Raw genomic sequence first — 25335 nt, 5'->3', positions numbered from 1 at the left:
AGTTTTACTCTAGGATAGATTCAAATAACCCTAGTAAAGTGTGTGGCTCGAAAGGTTTGGGGAATGCGTAATTCGCGCCCAAAGTTTTCGCTTCTGACAATTTGTCTTCTGGTAGCGCTGAAATAACAACTATTTTCAATTGATCAAACGTGGCGTTTGCGCGGGTATGTTTGATAACTTCAAAGCCATTTAAGCCAGGCATACTGAGATCCAACGTCATTAAATCTGGTTTATGTTCATTGAGTAACATGCCAGCTTGAAAACCATTTTCAGCAATAACACTGCGTAAACCCGCCTTTCGCGCAAGGCGTTGAATAGCCTTTGCCATCGATAATTCATCATCAACGATTAGTACAACGGGCGCTTCTTTGTTTTTTAAACTGCTAGGGATGGGCATATTGTGTTCATTCAAGAACTGCAGTAAATCAGTTTGCAATACGCGGTTATTCCCGCGGCCCGGCAGTTTGTAACCTTTCAATTTTCCGCTATCAATCCAGCGAATCACTGTGCGCAGTGTAACGCCACAGAACTTTGCTATTTCACCACTTGTAAAAGACTTCAATTCACTTGTTTGCACTACTGCCTCTTAAAACTCATTTTTAGAATGCATGAATACAATAACTTAATATGTCATTAATTACAAATGCGACAATTAAATTAAATAAGACAAATAAATAAAATGTGACAAATGTGACAATCTGTGTATTATATAACCATCAGAATTCATTAAGTAGGAGTCGTATCTGATGCAAAAGTATCTAATCATATTTACTCTAGCCCATATTTTTTATGGACTAAGCGCTAACTCTACTGCTGTTAAAGCAGCTGAAATTACGAATGATTTTTTTGGTTACGCCCTATTGCGTTACGAGAATGAGACAGAACTAACGAATAAACCTGATAGAGAACGTATACGCCTAATTGCGCAGGGAGGCCTGAAAACAACATGGACATCAAAGTGGCAATCAACTATCAGACTAAGTACGGGCCTAAAGAATAAACAGAATGTGCCAGCGCTTACCTTATACCGCTTTACTGAGCAGGCTCAGCCTGACAATGACTTGTATATCGACCAGGCATTTGTCCAATATACGCAGTCTGCACTGCGTATAAGCGCAGGGAAGCTTCCTTGGCAGTTATATAACGTTACTGATGTTTTTTGGGATAGGCACTTAAATCCAATTGGGCTCGCTGTAGGGCATCAATTTTCTCCAAAACATAATATACAAGCCGCAATACTTATGCCGCTGGACGGTGAGAGTGGAACCATTGGCCAGATGTATCTCGGGCAATACAAATACGTAAACCAAATGGATAAACTCAAATTTACGTTTGCGCCATGGTTTGCGGTATTCAACGGTCAATTTGGCGCTCAATATGCATCTCGCGATACGCAATATGACCATCGCTCGCTACGATTATCCTCTGCATTAAAGTACAAAAAATGGCAAATAGGTATTGATACTGGGTTTGCATTTGATACGCCAGATCAACAAAATAAGCAAAACCTTAGCATTACTAGTGAACTGCGCTATGGCGGCCTAAAGCGTCAGAAGGATTGGCTCTTACAAATTAGCTATAGTCACGTCGAACGCTATGCTGTTGTTAGAGAATTTGGACAAAATGCGCGAGCGGCGGCGTTAACGACAAATTTTTCTGGATGGGATTTTCGTTGGAGATATAAACTAAATAAAAAGGCATGGATAGGTACTCGCTTTAGCAGCGTTAACAGCCTTTATGGAAACACCATCAAGAGCAATCGATTTCGTATTGAAGCTCGCTGGTCATATTAACTTGTCATAGAAGGTATCCGTTATGCAAAAACTTCTACTAGTAGACGACGAGAAAAGCGTGTTGTCAGCGTTAAAACGTAATCTAATGAAGCAACCTTTTGAAGTCTTTACCGCTGAATCAGCGAATGATGCTTACGAAATATTAGCAACAAATGATATTCAGGTAATGATGACTGACTTCAAAATGCCTAATGAGAGCGGCGCAGAGCTTATAGCAAACGTTTCTTCTAGTTATCCTGAGGTTGTTTCATTGATGCTTAGTGGGCAGGCTGACTATGAACAAGTTGTTGATTTGATGTCTTCAAAAAGCATAGTTAAGTTCATAAAAAAGCCGTGGTTAAAAAGCGATTTGGTTAATGCAGTTCGTCAAGCCTTTACACATTATCATCAAATGAACCATTCAAGCTGGCAGCAACGACTAAATACTTCCTCTTTTTGTAAAGCGCAACACGAGTTCGAACGTTTGCTTGCAGTAGAGTTAGGAAAAAAGCAAAAAGTCGTTATTTGTCTACTCAATCTAACAAATACGACTGATATTTCAGAAAAGCTAGGCCAAAAGGCGTGCGAAAAACTGCAATCTGACATGATTTCAAATGCCCACGCGACATTGCCTACAGGTTGTTTTTCATATTGGAATTCTCCTAGTTCGGTCGTGTTTTGTTTTCCTGGGTTTGACCACGACACATGTTTAGAGATACTGACTAAACTGCGAAGTCATATTGTGCGAAAAGCGCGGCAACATAGCCCTTCTATTCAGCTTGATATGCGTATTGCGTATCGAACCATAGATAAGTGTTTTACTACCCTTGAATTTTTGTTGGAAGAACTCAAACAAAATTTGAATACAACTAACGCGTTTAAACCGACTTTAAACATCGATACAGAATTGAGCGAAAAACTTGCTAGGGAACGCCTTATTCGCACCTCAATTAGTGAACAACTAAATGACGGGAAATTCAGCTTGGCGGTTCAACCAAAGATAGATTTAAGTACTAACCTTGTCGATAGCGCTGAAGTGTTATTGCGCTGGGAACATTCAACCTTAGGCTGGCTTTCACCAGAGGAGTTTATACGTTTAGCGGAGATAGATGGTCAAATAACAGAGTTAGGGAGTTGGGTTGTTGATCGAAGTGTTGCATTAGCTGCAATGATGTCACGCACGTCGCCTACGCTAAAATCTATCTCAATTAACCTGTCGTCTCGCCAATTATATAGTGACAGTTTAGTTTCGCAGTTAAAACACGTGATTGACAAGTATGATGTAGACCCTCAAAAAATTGAGCTAGAAATAACTGAGACATGCATCGCTCAAGATATCGAAAAGGTTATTCCAATGATGACGAGTTTGAAGCAACTCGGCGTGGGGATCAGTATGGATGACTTTGGCGCAGGCAGCACGGCATACAACTATTTAGCGGAGTTGCCATTAGATATTCTTAAATTAGACCGATGCTTAATCAAAGACTTAAGTGCGTCCAAGAATAAGCAAACACTGGTTTGTAAACTAATTGAATGCTGCCATAGCATCGGTATTCGTGTTGTTGCTGAAGGCGTTGAAGACCATGATACACTTGACATATTACGCCTTTTTAAGTGCGATATAGTACAGGGCTATGTATTTAGTCCAGCTATTTCCCCGGCTAAATTTACAAACATGATGCTTCAACAACCTTTTAAGTAGCGTTTGTAAACAAGCAAAATACAACGTAAGTAAGCGATACGACTATTTAATTTCGGGCAGTATGGTCGCTTTATTTAAAATAATAGGGTTTACCGGGACATCACGAAAACCAGATTGCACATTATATTCGGTCTCCACTTCTGACATCTTGTCGACAACGTCAGTACCGTCGATAATTTCGCCGAAAACCGTGTATCCCCAGCCTCTACCCGGATCTAGATTGGTGTTGTCGCTCACATTAAAAAAGAACTGCCTGATGGCTGAATGCGGATCGTCTTTTCGTGCCATCGCGATGCTGTACATGCGATTTTTTAAACCATTGCCCGACTCATTGAATATAGATGAAAACGTCGTTTTTACTTTAAAATCAGGACTATAACCGCCACCTTGCACAATGTAATTTGGAATAATGCGTTGAAACAGGGTGTTATCATATTCCTCATAATTTACGTAGCGCAAAAAGTTATTCACTGTAATTGGCGCTTTTCGACGATTCAGCTCTATCGTAATATTGCCCATTGTGGTTTCGAACAATACGCGAGGATAATAGTTATCTGGTTGAATTTCTGAACCTTTTTGTTTCTTTGAAGGCAAGGCATAAGCAGTAAATGACGAAAAAATAAGTGCCATGACGGTTATCAATAACAAGGGGAAGAAACGCGAGGCCTTGGTACTAGATGACTTATAAAACATGTATTTTCCTTTAATTAACGCATTTTTTGTGCACTTAGCACAATAAACTTTTTGTTATTGCCGACTACCGTTGCGCCACCAAATAGGCGCTTGAATTTATTAACATAATCTAAATGGCGATTCGCAACAACCCTAAGCTCTCCATTCAGTTTTAAATACTTTTGGGCCTGCGAAAACATGCGCCAGGCTATGTCATCGGTAATTGTATTTTGCTGATGAAACGGTGGGTTGCACAAAATTAAATCGTACGCATTTATGTCATTTGCTGATAATTCAGAAAAACAATCACTGACAATAAACTGCGCACGCGCGGATACACCGGCTTTTTCTGCCCCGGCCTTTGCGGAGGCTATTGCCATAAACGATTCGTCGATAAATAACACTTCATCATCTTTGTTATTTAACAAGTATTGAATACCAATGACTCCGTTTCCGCAGCCAAGGTCGATAACGCTCTTTTTTTGTGAAGGATGGGATATCTCATCATCGCTGCCATAAAGATTTGGATAAATACTATTGCTGCCACTTGGCAGATGCTTAAGCAACATGCGTGCGCCAATGTCTAGATGCTCTCGGCAAAATACGTTAGCGTGGTTAATTAAATCAAAGGGAATACTCGGGTCGCTGACAGTACTTGGATACGGCATCTCAGAGGATTTCGTGGCGTCAATATTACAAAATATCAAGCGGGCTTTCTTTTTTGCTAGGGAGGTTTTGGGTTCACCCAAATGTTTCGATACTAAAGACAACACAGTATTCGTGATTGATTTAACTTTGCCGGCAGCTATAAATAAAGTATCTTCATTTACCAATGTTTGTAAAGCAATCAATTGATGTTCAAGCATTGCGAGGGTACGCGGGACTTTTATTAACACTGCGCTCAACGGCCGTTTTAGTTCTTCCATGGCGAGCGCATCGCTAATGTTGATATCATTGTTTTTTTCGTTTCTTGATAAATTTTGCCGAATTGCACAATGTGATAACCATGAGTCAGACACGACTTGTGGTGAATAATCGGCGTAAAAACATGTCAATGCGCCAAATTCATCATTGATAATAGCCAAGTTTCCAAGTTTACTGTAAAGATCTTGTTCTTCAATGTGGCGTATAATAAATTCGTCACTAGCGTCCCATGCTTGCAGAGATTTATCTCTAGAAGCCGGAAACCTATGCAAGGAGAGCGGGGTATCGTTAATCAATAGTTCGGTGTTACTCAACTGAAGGAACTCTTAAGTATTTGCTTGTTGAGGAGTATACCATTGTTAGCATGGGTTGATATGTGCGTTCGCCGAAAAGGGCCCAGATCACCAATGATTTTAGGATAAGTAGGCACTAAAGATGTCATTTAAAATTGGCCAATCCGCTTTTGACTTTTGTGAAGAGAGTGTTTTTCCTCCTGTGCGGTTAAGTGGGGATGGTTCGCTTAACTTTCAGCAATTACCGATGACTGATGCGTGTGTTTCATACGCACCAAACTTTTTGAGTGTAGATGAGGCGAATATTGCGTTTGAAGAACTCGCGGCAACGCTTGAATGGCGTCAGGACAATATTGTGCTTTTTGGCAAAAAGGTGAAGATTCCAAGGCTTCAGGCATGGTATGGAGACAGTAACGCAAGTTACATGTATTCTGGCTTGTTGATGCAAGCAATGCCTTGGACAGAGAGTTTGGATCGGTTAAAATCGCGGTGCGAAAAGCAATGCAATAAACAGTTTAACTCAGTGCTTGCAAACCTGTATCGTAATGGTGCCGACAGTATGGGGATGCACGCGGATGATGAGCCGGAACTGGGCACGAAACCAACGATTGCATCACTTACTTTAGGTGCTGCGCGAAACTTCATATTTAAGCACAAGCTTAATAAGCAAAAATATTCGCTGGTGCTTGAACACGGCTCTTTGTTGGTGATGCAAGGTAATACACAGCAATACTGGCAACACGGTATGAATAAAACAAAGCGTGTAAACAATCCACGTATAAATTTAACGTTTAGATACGTATATCAGTAATTATTTGAGGCAGTAACATGTTAGTAGAAAACGCCATTGCAGAAAAACTACAAAGAGAGCTTTCCCCTAGCTTTTTAACCGTCGAAAACGAAAGCCATATGCATAATGTACCGGCAAACTCGGAAACGCATTTTAAAGTCACCATTGCTGCTGACGCTTTTGATGGTAAACGTCTACTTCAGCGACACCGCACAATAAACAAGGTACTTTCAGAAGAATTGGCCGGGCCGGTGCATGCGCTTGCCTTACATACCTACACGCCTAATGAATGGGAAGGCAAAAACCAACAGTCACCTGACTCACCGAATTGTCTTGGCGGTGGTCGATAGGCTAGCATAGCGGGCGGCAAGGTTGAGATAGCTAAACAAGCCTTAACTGGATGTCATATACATAATTTACATTGAATGCTGGGTTAATATATGTAAATATTCACATATGTGTATTTTCACATGTATATGTTTTGTATTATGTATGTTTAATGAATGGAGTAGCGTTTGCAGAATGCGCAAAGTGGGCCGATGGCGAAACATACTGACTTGTGCTCGCCAGTAACATTTTTTAAGTGTTTGTCTGACGACAATCGTTTAAAAGTGTTGATGCTAATTAGTGCTGTCCAAGAGGCGTGCGTGTGCGATCTTCAACATGCACTAGATATTGATCAACCTAAATTATCTCGTAATTTGTCGTTTTTACGTAAATATGAAATTGTAAAAGACTATCGGCGTGGAAAGTGGGTTTTTTATCGCTTACATCCTGCGTTACCTGCTTGGGCATGTCAGACAATTCGCTCGGCATACGAGAACAATACGAAGTACATTGAACAATCCCTTACCCGGCTTAACTTATCTCTTCAACGAGCGTGTTGCGATGTCTAGTTAAGAATGGAACATCTAACTAAATCGCCAATAAGTGGATGCAACAGTTGTAACACTTGCGCTTTAAACTAAACAAGATTAGTCCTTTACGGATAAACAAGCGCAAATACCAGAGACGTTTAATCATGAAAATTTTATATATTTGTACGCACAATCGATGTCGCAGTATTTTGTCAGAAGCGATTACTAATCAACTTGGGGCTGATCATCAAATTTCAGCAAAAAGTGCTGGTAGCCAGCCGGTCGGCCAAGTACATCCTCTGTCTATCGAGTATTTAGATGCAAATGCATATAGTACTAAGGGCCTTAAGAGTCAATCTTGGGATGAGTTTGAAAGTTTCTCTCCCGATTTAGTCATTACGGTATGTGATTCTGCCGCAAACGAAACTTGTCCAGTATATTTTTCTAATACCAACCAAATGCATTGGGGGCTTGCCGATCCATCAAAGGTAAGCGGGACATCAATGGAAATTGCTGAAGCGTTTAATACTTGTATTCGCACAATTGAAGCACGAGTTACCTTACTCATTGATTTAAAAAATAAAGGGCTAAATGCCCTGCAAATCAAATCTGAAATAGAAGGGCGCGAATAAGTATGTCTGGAAACAAAGATTCGATAAGCGATGATTTACATCGTCGCGATTTGCCAAGTACCGACCTACTTAACGTAAATTTTTCCGAATTACCTACGCCAAACACAGAAAATTTTAGCAAGAGCTTCAGTAAGCATAAACCTCGTATTTTACTCTTATACGGCTCACTCAGAGAACGCTCATATAGTCGCTTAGTGATTGAAGAGTGTGCAAGATTACTAACGGATTTTGGCGCGGAAGTACAAATCTTTAACCCGAAAGGTTTGCCACTGCCTGATGGTGAAGATAGCTCCCACCCAAAAGTGCAGGAGTTGCGTGAGCTGATGCTGTGGTCTGAAGGGCAGGTTTGGTGTTCGCCAGAGCGTCATGGTGCAATGACGGGTATTTTAAAAAGCCAGATTGATTGGGTACCGCTTAGTCTTGGCGGCGTGCGTCCGACACAAGGAAAAACCTTGGCGGTAATGCAGGTGTGTGGTGGCTCGCAGTCTTTTAATGCCGTCAATCAAATGCGTATTTTAGGGCGCTGGATGCGGATGGTGACTATTCCTAATCAGTCTTCGGTAGCAAAAGCCTTTTTGGAATTTGAAGACAATGGCCGAATGAAGCCATCGCCATATTACAACCGTATTGTTGATGTAATGGAAGAGCTGATGAAGTTTACGTTGCTCTTACGGGACAACAAATCGCATTTTGTTGACAGATACTCAGAGAGAGTGGAGTCTGCGGCGGAATTAAGTAAGCGTGTGAATGAATCGACAGAGTAAAGAATGATGGGGCTATTCGAACGTTATTTATCATTGTGGGTTGGCTTGGCGATTGTTTTAGGTATTGCCGCGGGCAGCATTGTACCGAGTGTTTTCCAATTTGTGGCTAGCGTAGAATATGCGCATGTTAACCTAGTGATTGCTGTACTTATTTGGGTAATGATTTACCCAATGATGTTACAAATTGATTTTTCTTCAATCAAGCAAGTAGGCAAAAACCCTAAAGGCCTTTTGCTCACGCTTGTTGTCAATTGGCTTATTAAACCTTTCACCATGGCCTTTTTAGGTTGGTTGTTTTTTAAGGGGATATTTGCCGATTGGGTAGATCCTCAAACTGCGAATGAATACATTGCCGGTATGATTTTGCTTGGCGTTGCACCTTGCACTGCTATGGTCTTTGTATGGAGTCAGCTAACTAAAGGGGATGCTAATTACACTTTGGTGCAGGTCTCCATCAATGACGTAATCATGATTTTTGCATTCGCGCCTATTGCGGGGCTGTTGCTGGGCATCACCGACATTACTGTACCTTGGGATACACTGATTCTTTCAGTCGTGTTGTATGTGCTCGTTCCGCTTATTGCTGGGGTTGTATCTCGGCATTGGTTTGAAAAAAATACCGGTTTAACGCAACTAACTCACACCCTTAATAAAATTAAGCCTTGGTCGATTATTGGGTTACTTGGTACGGTTATCTTGTTGTTTGGTTTTCAATCAGAAAAGATACTCTCTGAGCCTGAAGCCATTGTATTGATTGCGATTCCCTTATTACTTCAAACATATGGTATTTTTGTCATTGCTTACTGGGCGGCAAAGTACATGAAGTTACCACATAATATTGCTGCACCAGCTTGTATGATTGGCACGTCAAACTTTTTCGAACTCGCGGTGGCGGTCGCTATTTCACTGTTTGGCTTTCATTCTGGTGCCGCGCTAGCTACGGTAGTTGGTGTGTTAGTCGAAGTGCCGGTGATGTTATCTTTAGTATGGTTCGTAAACAAAACACGGCATTGGTTTTCTGCTTAGCACTGAATCAACGAGCGACAAGTTACTTGTCACTACCTGCAAGGGGTTTTAGTGAATATGAACACAATTAACAATGTAATAGATGTATTTTGGCGCTTTTTGGTCTTAGGTTGCACATCTTTTGGTGGTCCAGTTGCCCATCTGGGGTATTTTAGACAAAGTTTAATTGAAAAGCGTCAATGGCTAAGTGACAGGCAATATGCAGAGTTAGTGAGTTTATGCCAATTTTTACCTGGCCCAGCAAGTAGTCAAGTTGGTTTTGCCTTGGGGTATTCACAAGCTGGATTTGCTGGCGCATTTGCGGCTTTTATCGCATTTACTGCGCCCTCAGTGTGCTTATTACTTGGTTTCGCTTACATCATCGAATTTGTTTCTATCGAAGTGCAAACTATGCTGATTCATGGTTTAAAGCTCGCTGCCTGTATCATTGTTGCTGACGCCGTTTGGGGGATGTGGGCGAAACTTTGTTCTACGCTGCTACTAAAGTCATTAGCGGTTGTCAGTGCTGTTGTCTTAATTGCCTTTCCAATTATCGGATTGCAGTTGATTGTATTGCTGGTAGCGGCGGTGATTGGTGGTTATTTTTTCACTGCTAGCAGCGCAGATAGGACCAATGCACTGGCGTTAAATACAGCGCTTCAGGTAAACAAGCACATAGCGCGTGCTTGTTTAATCTTATTTTTTGTTTTATTGCTTATGGCTGTTTTTGTGGCGCCTTATGGAGAAAATAGCGCACAAATTGCAGGTGGATTTTATCAAGCGGGTGCCTTAGTTTTTGGTGGAGGTCATGTCGTATTGCCGTTACTCGAAGATCTTACTGTAAATAACGCTTGGTTAAGCGAGCAAACGTTTCTGGCTGGTTATGGCGCTTCTCAAAGCTTGCCTGGACCTTTATTTTCATTTGCTGCCTATTTGGGTGCAAACATATCATCTAGTCTACCTCCAACTGCAGTAGTGTTATTAGCGACTGTGGCAATATTTTTACCGGGTTTTCTATTAATGGTCGGTGTACTCCCGTACTGGTATAAAATGCAGCGTTTTACTTTAATTGCAAATGCAGTGGCAGGCATAAATGCGGCGGTTGTTGGTGTACTTGCTGCTGCTTTCATAAATCCACTATTGTTGGCTTCTATTGGTCACATAGCTGATCTCATATTTGTTGCACTGGCGTTTGTATTGCTCAAACGCTTTTCTCTGTCTCCGTTAATCGTTGTTGTATTGAGTTTGTTTTTCGCCTTTGGCGCTAAGGCGTTGTATCCCAATTAACAATCTATTGTAGGAAATGTTGATTATTTTTTGATAGACTCGCGCCCCTCGTATGTTTTAGAGCTATTTTAGTATGTTTAATAATTTTAATGGTACTCAAGGCAATGTCAAAAATGACTTATTGTCGGGGATTACCGTTGCACTTGCACTTGTGCCGGAAGCAGTCGCTTTTGCCTTCGTTGCTGGTGTAGAGCCAATGATCGGACTTTACGCCGCTTTCATGATGGGGTTGATTACCTCAGCTATTGGTGGTCGTCCGGGCATGATCTCAGGTGCAACGGGTGCGATGGCTGTTGTAATGGTTGCATTAGTCGCACAGCATGGTGTGCAATATTTATTTGCTGCGGTGGTATTGGCTGGAATATTACAGATATTGGCAGGCGTTTTTAAGCTCGGAAAATTCATACGTTTAGTGCCATACCCAGTCATGTTGGGTTTTGTGAATGGTTTAGCAATCGTTATTTTTCTAGCGCAGCTAGGGCAATTTAAAGTCACCAATGCGCTTGGTGATTTAACATGGATGAGCGGTTCAATGTTGTATTGGATGCTTGGCTTAGTTGGCTTAACAATGGCAATTATTTATTTGTTGCCAAAATTAACGAAAGCAGTGCCTGCGTCGTTGGTCGCTATTATTTCTGTGACCTTACTCGTTCATGGTTTAGATCTAGAAGCTCGCACGGTAATTGATTTTGTGCGTGACATGGTGCCTGAAAATGAAAAAGCGACGGTAACCTTGGCTGGCGAACTGCCCAGCTTTTCGATACCAATGGTACCTTTTAATTTAGACACCCTTTATATCATTTTACCTACTGCAATTATTTTAGCCTTAGTTGGCTTGATTGAGTCACTCCTTACGCTAACGCTCATTGATGAGATGACTGATACTCGTGGTCGCGGCAACAAAGAGTGTGTGGGTCAGGGCGTTGCCAATACTGTCAATGGCTTCTTTGGCGGGATGGGTGGTTGTGCCATGATTGGTCAAAGTATGATTAATATTAACAGTGGAGGTCGCGGCCGTTTATCCGGTATTTCAGCGGCATTAGTGCTATTAGGCTTTATTCTGTTCGCTGCGCCATTAATTGAAATGATTCCGCTAGCGGCACTTGTTGGCGTAATGTTCGTTGTCGTAATTGGTACTTTCGAATGGGCGAGTTTTCGCATTATTCGAGGCGTAAACAAAGAGGACGCGTTTGTGTTGTTCCTTGTCACAGGCATAACGGTCATTGCTGATTTAGCCATAGCGGTAGTCGTTGGTGTTATCGTATCGGCCTTAGTCTTTGCGTGGAAGCATGCAACGCATATTGTAGCGAAAACCCATACTGATGAAGATGGTTGGAAAGTGTATGACTTGGATGGACCACTGTTTTTTGGTTCAGTGAGTTACTTTAAAGACATATTTGACCCACAAAATGATCCGAAAGATGTGGTCATTGACTTCAAAGAATCGCGCATCTGGGACTCATCTGGCATAGATGCCTTAGATGGACTAGCAGACAAATACAAAGCTCAAGGTAAAACACTGCACATTCGACATATTAGCTCTGAGTGTCAAACTTTGCTTAAGAAAGCCAGTGACTATGTAGAGATAAATGTAAATGAAGACCCGCGTTATCGAATTGTGTCAGATAAATTAGGGTAGTTCTGTTTTATTTGAATGATTTGAAGGGTAAGGCGTCTGACGATTTAGCGACAGGCGCTCTATTCATTCATAAACTAGTATGGACGGGTTAACATAAAATCATCAATAATACCTGTTGATGATTTTATGCTACTAGTATTAAGTATTGGTTATTTTTGTTTTGCTAACCAATTCACTAATTGAACATATTCTTCTGCAGATTTAACACCGCCTTTAATTTGGTATTTACCGTTAACGATTACGTTTGGTACGCCGCTGATGTTTTCTCTATTTTTTTGGATTTGCTTGTTATTTCTGTTTACAAGACTGGTGACACCAAAACTGGAAGCTAGTTTGTCAAACTCTTCACTATCAACGCCATTGGCAACAAATGCAGCTTTAAAGTCGTCGATACTTTTAATTTCTTGTCCTTTACCTTGCACGTGAATCAAACTGAAAATTGCATCATTTAGCTTATTGTCTAGTTTAAGTTGACGCCCAATCATCATTGCTCTTGTGGCTGCGTCCTGGATTTCAGGTGATGTAAAACGCATGAAATTCACATGAATTTTATCGAATTTTACGCCGTCATCGAGCTTCGACTTTACTTCTTGCATTAACGGTTCAAATCTAAAGCACGCAGGGCACCAAAAAGAAAAGTATTCTTGCACTACGGGTTTAGCGCTGGCTTTGTCACTTATGACTGTATAGTGAGTGCCTTCTTGCCATAGGGTCACTTGCGCCAATGCTTGAAGTGGAAAAAGAAGGGCAATGCTAAGGCCGAGTAAAAATTTTTTCATGTAAAGTCCTAATTTAAAAACCATATAGTTTTAGTGCTAGCTATCTTATGGGCAACTAACACAATAAATAGTGTGCGTTGTCTTTGCCGTATTATCACTGACAATTGTATCCTATTAATGACGAATGCCAAGTACAAGTGTCATCGCACGAAATACTCAATAGTTAGTGCGTAATGTCAATTCAATTTACAACTTATCCTAGTACTTGACCGATTCAATATGAAAATAGTTCCCATTAACACGTTAAATAGGGCATTGATGTCTTTTTCCTAATAGATAATTTCCTGATTTTACTTCATTTATTTTCAATGGTGTTGGTTGTCGGTTTCAGCACATTAATGAATTTTTGTGTCAGTAAAATTTACAACTAAACACAATTGCAACTGATTGAAAACTTAAGTTAATGAAATTATTAACAAAATTCTATGGCTTATTTTTTGCTTATTTGTTAATCAAATGTAGTTTATAAAGTAGTCTATGTAGTAAATGTAGTTAAATTAGTCGTTCAACAAGGAAAACATAATGAAGACATTAACGTCACTTAACTTTACTCGAAAAGGGCTTGCTGTTGCGGCTCTACTTGCATCTAGCATAGTAGTTCCGTTTAATGCTCATTCAAATGCCATTATCCAATATGGCGATTCATATCTTGGGGTCAACAATGAAGGGCATTTAAATGTGTTTCCTTCGGATGTTGACGGAATTTCAGACGAGTTCCTAGCTGAATTTGGTGGCTCTCCAGTTGGTCTTTGGCGCAACGGTATTGGTGATTCAACGTCACCCGGTTGTTTGTGCGAGGGCTGGGGCGTGGCTGCGACGGTTGGTACTGCAAGGCTTGGTGCCGGTGCTAATATTGCCGTAGATGGTGTATTTGGCATTGATGGTGGAACATTTGGTTCAACCGACACATCAATCACGTCCTTGGTCAACCTTTCAGATGCCGACATTTCGGTCACGCATGCTTATGGCTTTTCGCTTGCTGAAGGCGTATTTCAAGGCTCAGTCACCATCCGGAATAATACTTCAAGTACCATTGATGATGTAGTGTATCGTCGTGTTATGGACTGGGATATTCCACCCACTGAGTTTAATGAGTTTGTTACTCATAGTGGTGTCGAAGCTAATTTGGAGTCAGCGGGTGGGAATGTGCGCTATGCCAGTGATAATGGTTTTGCCTCGGCTAACCCCAACTCAGCAGCGGGCGCGCAAGACTTTTCAACCGTAAATGTCGATTTTGTTGATAATGGGCCTGCAGATCATGGTTCAGTGTTTGATTTCGCGTTTGGTGACTTGGCTGCTGGCGACTCGAGAACGTTTAATATCTTTTATGGATCTGCTGGCTCTGAGGCGGATGCATTATCTGCACTGACCACATTGCAGGCAGACGTCTATAGTCTTGGCCAACAAGCGGCGTCGCCAGGTTTAGGCGAACCGGCTACATTCTTATTCGCATTTGGTGGTGTAGGCGGTGTAGAACTTGGTTCTACGCCAGATAACCCTATTTTGCCATTTGTACCTGCGCCGGGCGAATTTGTATTTGAATCTCCTGAGCCAGGTTTTTGGTTTGATCCACCTTACGCTGAAGGGTTTGCATATGAACTTGAAGGCGGTGCATACTTTACTATGCTTGAAACACCCGATGCTTCGTTCGGCTTTGGCGATATTGATTTATTTGTTGACGGCATGTTTGTGACCACATTGGCGCCAGGGGATATATTTGATTTTACTACCTTGGCAAGCATGGTTTCGTCATTTTCATTGGTTGGTTTAGATCGCTTACTCGATATTGATGATCCTGACTTAGTTAGGGCATTTCCGCTGTTTCTTGATTGGTCCGGTGTAGCGTCGCGTATGACGATGGATGCTATTTTGGCGAGTACTACACCGACACCATCGGTAACGAGTCCTGCTACAATTTTGTTTGTCGTTGCTGGCCTTGTGTTCTTCATTACAAGGCGTAAACTTGTCGCTTAATGCTACTCTGTGCGCTTATGGACTTTTCCGTCCATAAGCGTCTCTTCATCACGGATGAAATATGACTAGAATCATTTCTATGCTAATCGTTCTAATGTCTTGCCAAGCCATCGGTGCAGATAAGAATGGACAATTTGCCATTAAAGGCGTGGGAAATGTAGGTTGTAAATCTTATGTGTCTATTATTCAGTCGAATAATCAACAAAAGTATCTATTTGCCGGTTGGCTAAACGGCTTTATTACGTCTCACAATCAACATCTCATCGATACTTTTGATCTGACGTCTTGGGAAAATGTTGAGACCTTAGGCAACTATATGTACCAACATTGCATACTTAATACTGAAAAATCTTTTTTTCAGGCGGCAACTGATATGGTGACCAAACTAGGGACTGAAAAAATTGATCTCTATAAAAGTGCGGTCACTTTCTCCGCTAACAGTAAAACTTATGTTGTATACGACCAAGTTGTTATGCGTATGAAACAGAAACTCTCCGATTTAAACATATTTTCGGGTGATATTAATGCTGAAATCACGACGAATTTTAAGGATGCAGTCAAAACTTACGCCCACAATACGGACATTGAGATAGAGAGTATCTTTGATCAACAACTGTTATTCAAAATGTTTCATGGCTAGGAGATATGCTGAAAGCGTTGACAATTATCGTATGCTATGAGGAAATAATTTTTAATACCTTAAATTGACTAATACGCTGTGTCCGAATCTATAAAGCCAAGAAACCCTCAGTCCGATAATTTGGAAGTAGATCAGCAATCTGCAAGTCTAAACAAAAAAGATAGAAAGGATATCATTACTCCTTATGCTTTTGGTGTATCAGCTGGCTTGTATGGTACTCCCTTAGCTAGCCCGTCTCGGCGAGTAATAGCCATCGGTTTTGATCTTGTCATCATAAGTGCGATCTCAGGTGTCAGCGGGCATGCTTTAGCAATATTGATTGCTGTCTTGTTATTGTTCGTTAGCAAACGTTTTCGGCGAGAAGATAGATTTAGAACGTGGCAACGCATTTTAGTAATAGTCGCTAGCATCATTGTGATTTTATCTGCGCTAGATTTCTATTGGATGGATAGCTACGCGCCCCAAAATCAAATTAAACCAGAGTCTGCAAGCGAAAGTACTTTATCGACTGAGTCGCAGCCTTCTGACCCAACGCTCCATGACGACAATAAACAAAGTGAAATAAATAAGCAGACGAGTGACTATAGTATAATTTCATGGGTAAAGGGCATTGCTACTGATTTGGGCATCGGTTTTGGTTGGGCAGCAGTGTATTTTACTGCCTTGACGACCTTATTTAAGGGCCAGACATTTGGAAAGTTATTGCTGGGTGTAAAAGTTATCAAATTGGATGGCAGTGATCTAAACATTTGGGAGAGCTTTGGCCGGTACGGTGGATATGGCGCTGGCATTGCAACAGGATTACTTGGATTTTTCCAAATTTATTGGGATGCAAATCGGCAAGCGATTCAAGATAAAATATCTGAAACATTAGTGATAGATAAACATAAACCTAAAGAGAACTACACCCCCAACAAATCTAGTTAACCTGGACACAAGGTTACTCCAACTTTACTTAGATTTGAAGTTGAAGGCTAAGTGGTGGTTCTCTTAAGCTAGATAGTTGTTCTTTGAGTGCTAGAATTTGATTTTCCCAATATTTATCTTCACCAAACCAAGGAAAAGCAGCAGGAAATGCGGGGTCTTGCCAGCGCTTATCTAACCAAGCCATGTAATGTACCATTCGCATAGCACGTAAAGGTTCAATTTGCGCTAACTGTTTGTGGTCAAAATGGTGAAATTCGTCGTACGCTTCAATCAGTGTATCAATTTGCAGTAACTGTTGTTGTCGATCTCCACTTAGCATCATCCATAAGTCTTGTATTGCTGGTCCTTGCCTACAGTCATCTAAATCTACAAAAATTGGCCCGTCTTGCCATAATATGTTGCCCGGGTGACAGTCGCCATGCAAACGAATTTGCGTATCATTGGTATTATACTGTGACACCGTTTCTTCGATTACTTGTTCTAAAATTACCATAAAAGGGTGTTGTAAATGGTGCGGTAGAATGCTTGAATTTGCAAGACGTTCGCGAGGTTCATTTAGGTAAGCAACAATTGAAATATCTGGTCGATGGGCAAAGTTTTTAGTACTTGCGACTTTATGGATCCTGCCAATTAATCTGCCCATCCATTCAATTTGATCTAGATTGTCGACTTCAAATTGTCGTCCTCCTACCGAAGGAAACAGTGAAAACCAATATCCTTGAAATTCATGTAAGCTTTTCCCATCAAATAGTGTTGGCGCGACTACCGGTAATTCAGCTTCCTGAAGTTCTCGCGCAAACGTATGTTCTTCGATAATTTGGGCTTTCGTCCACCGTTCTGGACGATAAAATTTAGCAACATATCGCTCATTGTCGTCAAGACGAAACTGATAGACTCTATTTTCATAGCTATTAAGTGCTAGCAATCCAGAGTCTACTCGCACATCTAAACTTTCAATAGCATCTAGAATCAGGTCGGGGGTTAAATTTTGAAAACTGAAATCTTGCGCAGACAAAGGTAATTTACCAACTTAGGAAAAGCGTTTATTGCCGAAGCATACCATTTAGTGCTGCACCTCCCAAGGACGCATTGCATTAAAAACCAGTGAAAATGAACGTTGTTGATTCATCTACAACGATTGTTTCCCCGTTTTCATCCGTCGTCTTAACACTAATGTATATTTGTTCTGTACCTATCTCTAAATCTGACGGGTCTACTGCAACGCTGACCGGCAAGGTATATACTTCACCGCCGGCTACGGCAACTTGATTGTCACCGTACAAAACTGGACTAGAAAGCCCTTTTATACTCAGGGTAAAGACTTTATCGTGCTGGGACTTATTTAGTATTTTTACGGTATATACGTTCTCGATTAAGCCGTCTATTGTCTCTCTATCCAGCGAGTTTCTGTCTCTTATAATGTCAATTTCGATAGGGACTCGTGTCGCGATATCAAAGACTAACATACCGGTCATAATTATCAGTACAAATGCATACCCAATGAGTTTAGGTCTAATTATTTTGGTAGTGCCACCTGAAAGCTCATGCTCGGATGTAAAACTGATAAGTTTTGGTTCGTAGCCCATTTTTTCCATCACACCATTGCAAGCGTCAACGCATGCGCCACAATTTATGCATTCATACTGAAGGCCGTTGCGAATATCGATGCCAGTAGGGCATACTTGAACACAAAGGTTACAATCGATGCAGTCACCTAGCCCTTTTTCAATCAAAGTTTCCTTAGGCATTTTTCGAGTTCTGGGGCCTCTATGTTCGCCTCTAGCGGCGTTATAAGATACGGTAAATGTGTCTTTATCAAACATTGCAGACTGAAAGCGCGCATAGGGGCACATATGAGTACACATGATCTCTCGCATAAAGCCAGCATTTCCATATGTGCAAGCAGCAAAAAATACGACCCAAAAACCGAGCCAGAAGGTGGTATTGAAGGTAAAAAACTCGATAAACAATAGATCAATTTCAGTAAAGTAACCAACAAAAGTAAGTGATGTAAGAACGGCTACCGCTAGCCACGAAAAATGCTTCAAGCTTTTTCGCCAGAATTTATCAAAGTCTAGATTTCGCTGGTCGAGCTTCATTCGTTTATTGCGTGGCCCTTCAATTTTTTCTTCGAACCAAATATAAATGAATGTCCAAGTTGTCTGTGGACACATGAATCCACACCAAACGCGCCCCGCGAATGTAGTGATAAAAAATAGAGCAAAGGCTGACACGATGAAGATATATGCCACAACCGTAAGATCTTGAGGCCAAAGTGTCATCGCAAAAATATTGAAACGTTGTTCAGCAATATCTAACAAAACGGCTTGCTGACCGTTGTATTGAAGCCAAGGAATGATGGCAAATATGCCAAGAAAAATGAGCCCAAAAAAACGGCGAATATTCTCTAACGAGCCTTTAACTGCTCGCACGTAAATACGATTCCTTGCGGAATAACTCCCCTGATTCTTTGGTTTTGTAGGCTTTTGAATTTTTACGGGGGTAATGTCTTTGACATTAATTTTGTCATTCATTGAATCGTCAACTTAGGCACGGCAATAGCAGCAATGTATAACGAAAGTATAGCAATATTTGTATGATGATCCTTATTCAAGATCAATATTTTCAATTTTGTCCCTATACATTTGTTAAAAATATAGAGACAGTTGGGTGACGCTGAACTTAATTGAATTTTATGCGTCATATAATTAAGCATAGTTTTGAATACTGTTTGAAAAAAGAAAATGAAGTACACTAGGGCGTGCTCTAAGGTTGGAGACATAGGAAGTGTAGTTTATGTGGCGCAACATAATAATTTTTGTGCAGATATTATTGATAATATGGTTATTGCAAACAAATTGGGTTCAACAACTCTTTTCGTCGACGCAAACGACAATTAGTGCTTGGGTGACCGGTGTACTGACTGTGCCCGATCGCCAAAAAATAGCATCGCTGCGTGACGCCTTTATGCGGAACAACATGTCGTTGCAATCGCATCAAACAGATTATGTATTTGAGGTAACTGATACAATACAAGGTATTCAAAGATTTCACCGTTTGTATTGCGCGGGCGATGATAAAAATCCATATTTATTTGGTCGGAATTTGGACAAGTTTTGTCAAGAAATTACGTCTTCTGGCATTCTACCAATCGGTGCTAGATGACTTATGGTTTCAGAGCTAGATACATATGTTGGCTGTGGTCTCCTTGAATAATCTTAGCGTAGTGTATATATTTTTAATACACCTTTTAAAAACAACACCTTGTTGAGGCTGAATTATTATGAATAAACGAAAGCTTACTTGCGCAGTAATGTTTACTGCAATGTTTACGTCGTCAGTCGTATTAGCAGACGAAGAAGAAAATTATGTTTCTGAAATCGACAACGGCAAGGTGTCGATTGAGTGGGTTAAACCGAAAGAATTCCATGATGTTATTCCGTCAGGGCATATCAGTCCAAGGCCCAAATATAGAAAATTTGTATTCAATCGTTTACATAAGCACTTCGAAAAACTGTCTGAAAAGCTACCAGAAGGTTATGCCTTGGAGCTATTGGTTACCGATTTAGATATGGCGGGTGATACTCGCAGAAATTTCAATAACGTACGAGTACTGCAACGTATAGATATACCTCGTATGGAATTTTCATATCAGTTGAAAGACGCAAATGGGAGTATTGTGTCTAACAACCAAGTTAAAATCAAAGATATGAATTTTTTAGACGGTTTATCGACGATACAAAGGCACCGAGCCTTATTTTATGAGAGAGAAATGATCTCAGAGTGGTTTGAAAAAGAGTTTAAACAGGTAATAAATTCGTAATATGCAATATTTTATATAAGTAAGGCGTGTTTCCCACAAAAAAATTTGTACTTTAACCCCGCGATTCAAGCGGGGTTTTTATTGTGTTGAATAGATCAACGATAGCTACCTAAAAATTTATGTAGAACGTAAGCAATTTGTCACATATAGTTAATATAAAACCTGTACCTTTGGTCAGGTTTTTTTAATAACCGTGATCATCAGTACAAGGGTGTTGATGAGCGGTTAAATACTAACAACAATGGAAAATTGTGATGAAACGCTTACTAACGACAATCGCGTTTGCCACTGCTGCAATCTCTACTGCACAAGCTGACGTATTCATTTCTGAATACATAGAAGGCTCGTCGAATAATAAAGCAATAGAGATTTATAATGCTGGTGACGCTTCAATAGATCTTTCAACTTATACTTTAGAATTTTACTTCAATGGCTCGACATCGCCGGGTTCAACTATTACGTTGTCAGGCAATTTAGCTAGCGGCAGCACTTATGTTGTTGCAGATAATGATGCGAACGATTCCATTCTAGCCCTAGCTCAACTTACGAGTAATTCAAGCTTTTTCAACGGCGATGATGCAATTGTGTTGAAAAACAACGGCACCATTCTTGATAGCATTGGACAAGTCGGCGTTGACCCAGGCAGTGCTTGGAATAATGGCGGTGTATCGACTCAAAACGCAACATTAATACGTAATCCTCAGATTTCGACAGGTGATAACGTAGAGAATAATGCATTTGATCCGAGTGTTGAATTTACCGCGGAAGCAAGAGATTTTATTGGAAATTTAGGTCAACATACGATAAACGGTGGCCCCGCAGACCCTGATCCTGTTGATCCAGACCCGGTCGACCCAACACCAGGCGACCCTGACTTAGTTGCGCCGTGTTTTAATTGCCCTGATTTATCAGCAGTTGCCGACCCCACAACATTTGATAGTCAAAACTTTTACGCGAGCGTTCAAGCCTTGATTGACGCTGGACAAAGTGCTGAACAAATCAAAGAAGCATTGTCTATGAAGGCGAAAGAAGACCAAGTAAATCTTACTTATTCGCAAGTATGGAGCGCTCTCACAGCAACGGACGAAGATCCGTCAAACACTGACAACGTAATATTGTGGTATTCTGGGCGTTCACAGGGCAAGTTTACCAATGGCAGTGGCTCACAGAGCACTAATCCGGACAATTGGAATCGTGAACATTCTTGGCCGAGCAGTCATGGCTTTGGAAATCGTTCAGAAGAAGCTTTCACTGATATTCATCATTTGCGTCCGACAGATATTTCGATTAACTCTTCTCGTGGCAATTTAGATTTCGATAATTCTGATAATGAATTGTCTGAATCTCCAATTAATCGTATTGATGGCGATTCATTTGAACCTCGAGATGAAATCAAGGGTGATGTAGCGCGGATGATGTTCTATATGGACACTCGCTACCAAGGTGCTCAAGGCGAAGAAACACCAGATTTGGTGTTGTTGAACAGAATTACTAATTCTGGAGATCCAGAATTGGGTAAATTATGTCAACTTATCGTATGGCATGAAACAGATCCTGTTGATGCAGCGGAAATCAATCGACACGACAAAATATATCAATACCAAGGGAACAGAAACCCTTATATAGATAATCCAGCATGGGTTGATTTAATTTATTCTGCAGCGACCTGTGATCAACCACCTACGGATCCTATAGACCCAACGGACCCTACTGATCCTACAGACCCAACGGACCCCACTGATCCGACGGACCCAGGTACGCCAACAGGCGGCAATGCACCATTAATGTTAACTACGATAGTTGATGGTAGCTTATCTGGCGGCTTGCCGAAGGCAATCGAGCTGTTTGCAACGCAAAGCATATCTGACTTAAGTATTTGCGGGATTGGTAGCGCAAATAATGGTGGTGGTTCAGACGGTGAAGAGTTTACTTTTCCTGCCGTATCCGTTAACGCTGGCGAATTTATTTATATAGCGACTGAGACTAGTGGATTTAACGCCTATTTTGGTTTTGACCCTGACTATACTAGCAATGTTGCCAGTATAAATGGTGACGACGCGATTGAACTATTTTGTGAACAAGTCTTAGTGGACGTATACGGAGATCAAAATGTAGGTGGCAATGGCGAAGCTTGGGAATATACAGATTCGTATGCATATAGAACACCAGAAACGAGTGCAAACGGTACGTTTGATATCAATCAATGGACAGTGCTTCCTCGTGACACTTTAGATGGTGAAACTGACGGCAATCAGATTCCGTTAGGTGCATTTACACTAGCCCAAGGGGGTATCTTCTTCTCGGAATATATTGAAGGTAGCAGCAATAATAAAGCCCTAGAAATTGTTAACTTGACGAATAGTGATATTGATTTATCTACTTATGTCATTGAGCTATATGTTAACGGCCGCACTGAGCCAAATACTACGTCACTTGAGGGTGTGCTTTTAGCAAACGACGTGTTTGTAATTGCAAACGCCAGCTCGGTAGATGAAGTACTAAATGTAGCGGATCAAACAAGTGGTTCTATTACCTTCAATGGCGATGATGCCGTTGCACTAGTGAACGGCGAAGGCGAAACACTTGATGTTATTGGCCAAATCGGTTTTGATCCGGGTAGCCGATGGGGAACTGGCGATACAAGTACACAAAATCGTACCATTCGTCGTAAGGTAAGCATTTCAGTTGGCGATACCGATGGATCAGATGTTTTTGACCCTGCCACCGAGTGGGACGGTTTTCCACAAAATACATTTGATGGTTTAGGTTCGCACGGTTCAAACGGCGGTGGAGGTTCTGGTGGCGGCGGTTCTACACTAGTTTTAGGCCAGTGTGGTGATGAAGCAACCTTTATTTCTGCGGTACAAGGTGCTGGTGAGTCGACTCCAATGGCCAACGAAAAAGTAGTTGTTGAAGCAATCGTGAGTTTTGTAACACCTGATTTAGGCGGATTCTTTATTCAAGAAGAAGCGGCTGATGAAGATGCCGATCCGAATACTTCGGAAGCGCTCTTTATTTCATATGCCGACATTGACAATGCAAATTTAGCCAGTGGTGATGTTGTTCGTGTGCTAGGCACAGCAGGTGAGTCTTTTGGTAAAACACAGGTAGTGGCAGATGAGATATCTAGGAGTTGTTCTACAGGCACTGTTTTTGCGTCTACCATTGAATTACCTTTGGTGTCTAATACTAGCCTAGAAGCACTCGAAAATATGTTAGTCGAAAACTCGACTGACCTAATTGTGAGTGATATTGCTAACTACGCGCGATTTGGTGAGGTAGTGCTGTCGAGTGATGTGATTTTCACACCGACACAAATTCACTTACCAGGAAGTACCGAAGCGGTTGCGTTAGCAGAAGAAAATGCACTCAATAAGTTGATCTTAGATAACCTGACAGATGGATCTTATACGGGCATTCCAGAGACGTTTGACGGTGAACTATCGACGACTAATCCTTTACGTATTGGTACTCGTGTATTTTCTGGGAATCAATATGTTGTAGATTTCGGTTTCAGCAATTACCGCTTGCGTCCAGTAAGCAATATTACCTTTGAAGTAGCTGGAAGGCCTGATGCTCCAAGATTGGACGGAAACTTGTCGATTTCTAGTTTCAATGTGTTGAACCTGTTCAACGGTGATGGCATCGGTGGTGGATTTCCAACACCAAGAGGGGCGGCGACGTTTGACGAGTATCAACGTCAACTAGAAAAAACCGTGTCAGCAATCAGTGAGATGAACGCTGATGTCGTAGGTCTTGTGGAGTTAGAAAATGATGGCTACGGTGCTGATAGTGCTATCGCACAATTGACAGATGCGTTAAATGCTGTGATGGGGGCAGATACATATGCCTATATAGATGCAGGTGCGCCTCAGGGTACAGATGTTATTACGGTCGGTTTGTTATATAAACCCAGCGTCGTGCAGCCTAGAGGTGCTTTACAAGTCTTAACCGAAGAAAATTCGATTGTTGATGACAATGGCCCGCTATTTAATACAAGAAGAAATAGGCCTTCGTTTGCACAAGAGTTTATTACGTCTGACTCCGGCCAAACATTTGTAGCTAATATAAATCATCTTAAGTCTAAAGGCAGTCCATGTGGAGCAGGAGATGATAGTGACAATGGACAAGCCTCATGTAACTTGACGAGAGTACGTGCCGCAAAAGCAATGAAAGCATGGTTAGGTGACAATTATGATGGCAAAGCAATTTTCATCTTAGGCGATTTAAATTCGTATGCTAAAGAAGACCCAATTGCCGAGTTAGAAGCGGGTGGTTTTGTAAATTTACTTGCAGAAAACTTAGGAACTGAGGCTTTCAGTTATCAGTTTAGAGGTGAATTTGGCACGTTAGATTACGTTATGGCGAATCAAGTTGCTGTTGATTTGGTGTCGGGTATTGCTGAATGGAATATTAATTCAACGGAACCTGAAGCTTTTGACTATAATTTGCAGTTCCCACGCTCCAGTGTTGACAAGCCTGTTTCTTATTATGATGAGTCAGCTTTCCGTTCTTCTGATCATGATCCAGTGCTTGTTAGTCTAGCTCTTGGAGCTGCAGATATCGTTGGAGATTTGAACGATGATGGTACCTTAAGTATTCAGGACTATATTGTTATCATTTCGGCAATGAATACTAGTGAAGGTGATGACAGGTTCAATCCGGACGCTGATATCAATAACGATGGCGTGGTAAATCGTGCCGATACATCCGCTTGGGTATTGTTGTATATCCAGTTTTTAAGGAATAGCTAAGTTATTGGCCTATAACTAAAAAATTAAGTCATAAAAATGCCCGACGTTGTTCGGGCATTTTTTTATTCACTATTCGTACTTTGTTTCCACAACACGCATTG

The 25335-nt window shown here is 41.2% G+C and carries 22 protein-coding genes; 16 read left to right on the top strand and 6 right to left on the bottom strand.

Translation table 11 applies throughout. From position 1 onward, the window contains the following. Positions 1-4 precede the first annotated feature (4 nt). Positions 5-577, bottom strand: a complete 573-nt coding sequence (locus QQK00_RS10765; RefSeq protein ID WP_284217509.1) for a response regulator — start codon at positions 575-577, stop codon at positions 5-7. 169 nt (positions 578-746) lie between these two features. Between QQK00_RS10765 and QQK00_RS10760 the strand changes: the two genes are divergently transcribed. Together QQK00_RS10760 and QQK00_RS10755 are read left to right on the top strand one after the other, a co-directional pair. After that, positions 747-1793 (top strand): putative porin, encoded by a 1047-nt coding sequence (locus QQK00_RS10760; protein ID WP_284217508.1) that lies wholly within the window; start codon positions 747-749, stop codon positions 1791-1793. A gap of 22 nt (positions 1794-1815) precedes the next feature. Next, complete coding sequence (locus tag QQK00_RS10755) at positions 1816-3474, top strand: two-component system response regulator (protein ID WP_284217507.1); 1659 nt, start codon at positions 1816-1818, stop codon at positions 3472-3474. 42 nt (positions 3475-3516) lie between these two features. Here the strand turns inward: QQK00_RS10755 and QQK00_RS10750 are convergent, their stop codons facing one another. Together QQK00_RS10750 and QQK00_RS10745 are read right to left on the bottom strand one after the other, a co-directional pair. Beyond that, entirely contained in the window at positions 3517-4167 is a 651-nt protein-coding gene (locus tag QQK00_RS10750) for a peptidylprolyl isomerase (protein ID WP_431307727.1), read from the bottom strand. 14 nt (positions 4168-4181) lie between these two features. Continuing rightward, entirely contained in the window at positions 4182-5384 is a 1203-nt protein-coding gene (locus QQK00_RS10745) for a methyltransferase (protein WP_284217506.1), read from the bottom strand. A gap of 121 nt (positions 5385-5505) precedes the next feature. Here QQK00_RS10745 and QQK00_RS10740 point away from each other — a divergent pair, with 121 nt between their 5' ends. The 8 genes from QQK00_RS10740 (at position 5506) to QQK00_RS10705 (ending at position 12337) form a co-directional block, all read left to right on the top strand. Then, on the top strand, positions 5506-6174 hold the full coding sequence (locus tag QQK00_RS10740) for an alpha-ketoglutarate-dependent dioxygenase AlkB family protein (protein WP_284217505.1): 669 nt from the start codon (positions 5506-5508) through the stop codon (positions 6172-6174). A 17-nt stretch (positions 6175-6191) separates the two neighbouring features. Next, positions 6192-6503 carry a BolA family protein gene (locus tag QQK00_RS10735; RefSeq protein WP_284217504.1) on the top strand — a complete coding sequence of 104 codons (312 nt, stop codon included), beginning with the start codon at positions 6192-6194 and terminating at the stop codon, positions 6501-6503. A gap of 165 nt (positions 6504-6668) precedes the next feature. Further along, positions 6669-7049 carry a metalloregulator ArsR/SmtB family transcription factor gene (locus tag QQK00_RS10730; protein ID WP_284217503.1) on the top strand — a complete coding sequence of 127 codons (381 nt, stop codon included), beginning with the start codon at positions 6669-6671 and terminating at the stop codon, positions 7047-7049. 125 nt (positions 7050-7174) lie between these two features. Beyond that, on the top strand, positions 7175-7642 hold the full coding sequence (locus QQK00_RS10725; protein WP_284217502.1) for an arsenate reductase ArsC: 468 nt from the start codon (positions 7175-7177) through the stop codon (positions 7640-7642). A gap of 2 nt (positions 7643-7644) precedes the next feature. Beyond that, positions 7645-8406 (top strand): arsenical resistance protein ArsH, encoded by a 762-nt coding sequence (gene arsH / locus QQK00_RS10720; protein ID WP_284217501.1) that lies wholly within the window; start codon positions 7645-7647, stop codon positions 8404-8406. A 6-nt stretch (positions 8407-8412) separates the two neighbouring features. Beyond that, complete coding sequence (gene arsB / locus QQK00_RS10715; RefSeq protein ID WP_284217598.1) at positions 8413-9432, top strand: ACR3 family arsenite efflux transporter; 1020 nt, start codon at positions 8413-8415, stop codon at positions 9430-9432. 57 nt (positions 9433-9489) lie between these two features. Continuing rightward, entirely contained in the window at positions 9490-10698 is a 1209-nt protein-coding gene (gene chrA, locus QQK00_RS10710; protein ID WP_284217500.1) for a chromate efflux transporter, read from the top strand. A 73-nt stretch (positions 10699-10771) separates the two neighbouring features. After that, positions 10772-12337 (top strand): SulP family inorganic anion transporter, encoded by a 1566-nt coding sequence (locus QQK00_RS10705; RefSeq protein ID WP_284217499.1) that lies wholly within the window; start codon positions 10772-10774, stop codon positions 12335-12337. A 149-nt stretch (positions 12338-12486) separates the two neighbouring features. Here the strand turns inward: QQK00_RS10705 and QQK00_RS10700 are convergent, their stop codons facing one another. Beyond that, positions 12487-13116: a thiol:disulfide interchange protein DsbA/DsbL gene (locus tag QQK00_RS10700; RefSeq protein ID WP_284217498.1), complete on the bottom strand. Its 630-nt coding sequence runs from the start codon at positions 13114-13116 to the stop codon at positions 12487-12489. 522 nt (positions 13117-13638) lie between these two features. Between QQK00_RS10700 and QQK00_RS10695 the strand changes: the two genes are divergently transcribed. The 3 genes from QQK00_RS10695 (at position 13639) to QQK00_RS10685 (ending at position 16657) form a co-directional block, all read left to right on the top strand. Then, entirely contained in the window at positions 13639-15090 is a 1452-nt protein-coding gene (locus QQK00_RS10695; RefSeq protein ID WP_284217497.1) for a hypothetical protein, read from the top strand. A gap of 61 nt (positions 15091-15151) precedes the next feature. Further along, positions 15152-15730, top strand: a complete 579-nt coding sequence (locus QQK00_RS10690; RefSeq protein WP_284217496.1) for a hypothetical protein — start codon at positions 15152-15154, stop codon at positions 15728-15730. A 78-nt stretch (positions 15731-15808) separates the two neighbouring features. Then, positions 15809-16657: an RDD family protein gene (locus QQK00_RS10685; RefSeq protein WP_284217495.1), complete on the top strand. Its 849-nt coding sequence runs from the start codon at positions 15809-15811 to the stop codon at positions 16655-16657. A gap of 28 nt (positions 16658-16685) precedes the next feature. Here the strand turns inward: QQK00_RS10685 and QQK00_RS10680 are convergent, their stop codons facing one another. Then, on the bottom strand, positions 16686-17672 hold the full coding sequence (locus QQK00_RS10680) for a serine/threonine protein kinase (protein ID WP_284217494.1): 987 nt from the start codon (positions 17670-17672) through the stop codon (positions 16686-16688). Between the two features lie 79 nt (positions 17673-17751). Next, positions 17752-19191, bottom strand: a complete 1440-nt coding sequence (gene ccoG, locus QQK00_RS10675) for a cytochrome c oxidase accessory protein CcoG (protein WP_284217493.1) — start codon at positions 19189-19191, stop codon at positions 17752-17754. Positions 19192-19489: 298 nt separating this feature from the next. Between ccoG and QQK00_RS10670 the strand changes: the two genes are divergently transcribed. The 3 genes from QQK00_RS10670 (at position 19490) to QQK00_RS10660 (ending at position 25234) form a co-directional block, all read left to right on the top strand. Further along, positions 19490-19822: a hypothetical protein gene (locus tag QQK00_RS10670; protein ID WP_284217492.1), complete on the top strand. Its 333-nt coding sequence runs from the start codon at positions 19490-19492 to the stop codon at positions 19820-19822. 118 nt (positions 19823-19940) lie between these two features. Then, the gene (locus QQK00_RS10665; protein WP_284217491.1) at positions 19941-20480 is read left to right on the top strand and encodes a DUF3016 domain-containing protein; all 540 of its coding nucleotides are present in this window, start codon (positions 19941-19943) and stop codon (positions 20478-20480) included. 254 nt (positions 20481-20734) lie between these two features. After that, on the top strand, positions 20735-25234 hold the full coding sequence (locus QQK00_RS10660) for an ExeM/NucH family extracellular endonuclease (RefSeq protein WP_284217490.1): 4500 nt from the start codon (positions 20735-20737) through the stop codon (positions 25232-25234). Positions 25235-25335: the final 101 nt, after the last annotated feature.

The sequence above is a fragment of the Agaribacter marinus genome, assembly GCF_030160655.1.
GTDB lineage: Bacteria > Pseudomonadota > Gammaproteobacteria > Enterobacterales > Alteromonadaceae > Glaciecola > Glaciecola marina.
This window is presented reverse-complemented; position numbering and strand designations above follow the sequence as displayed.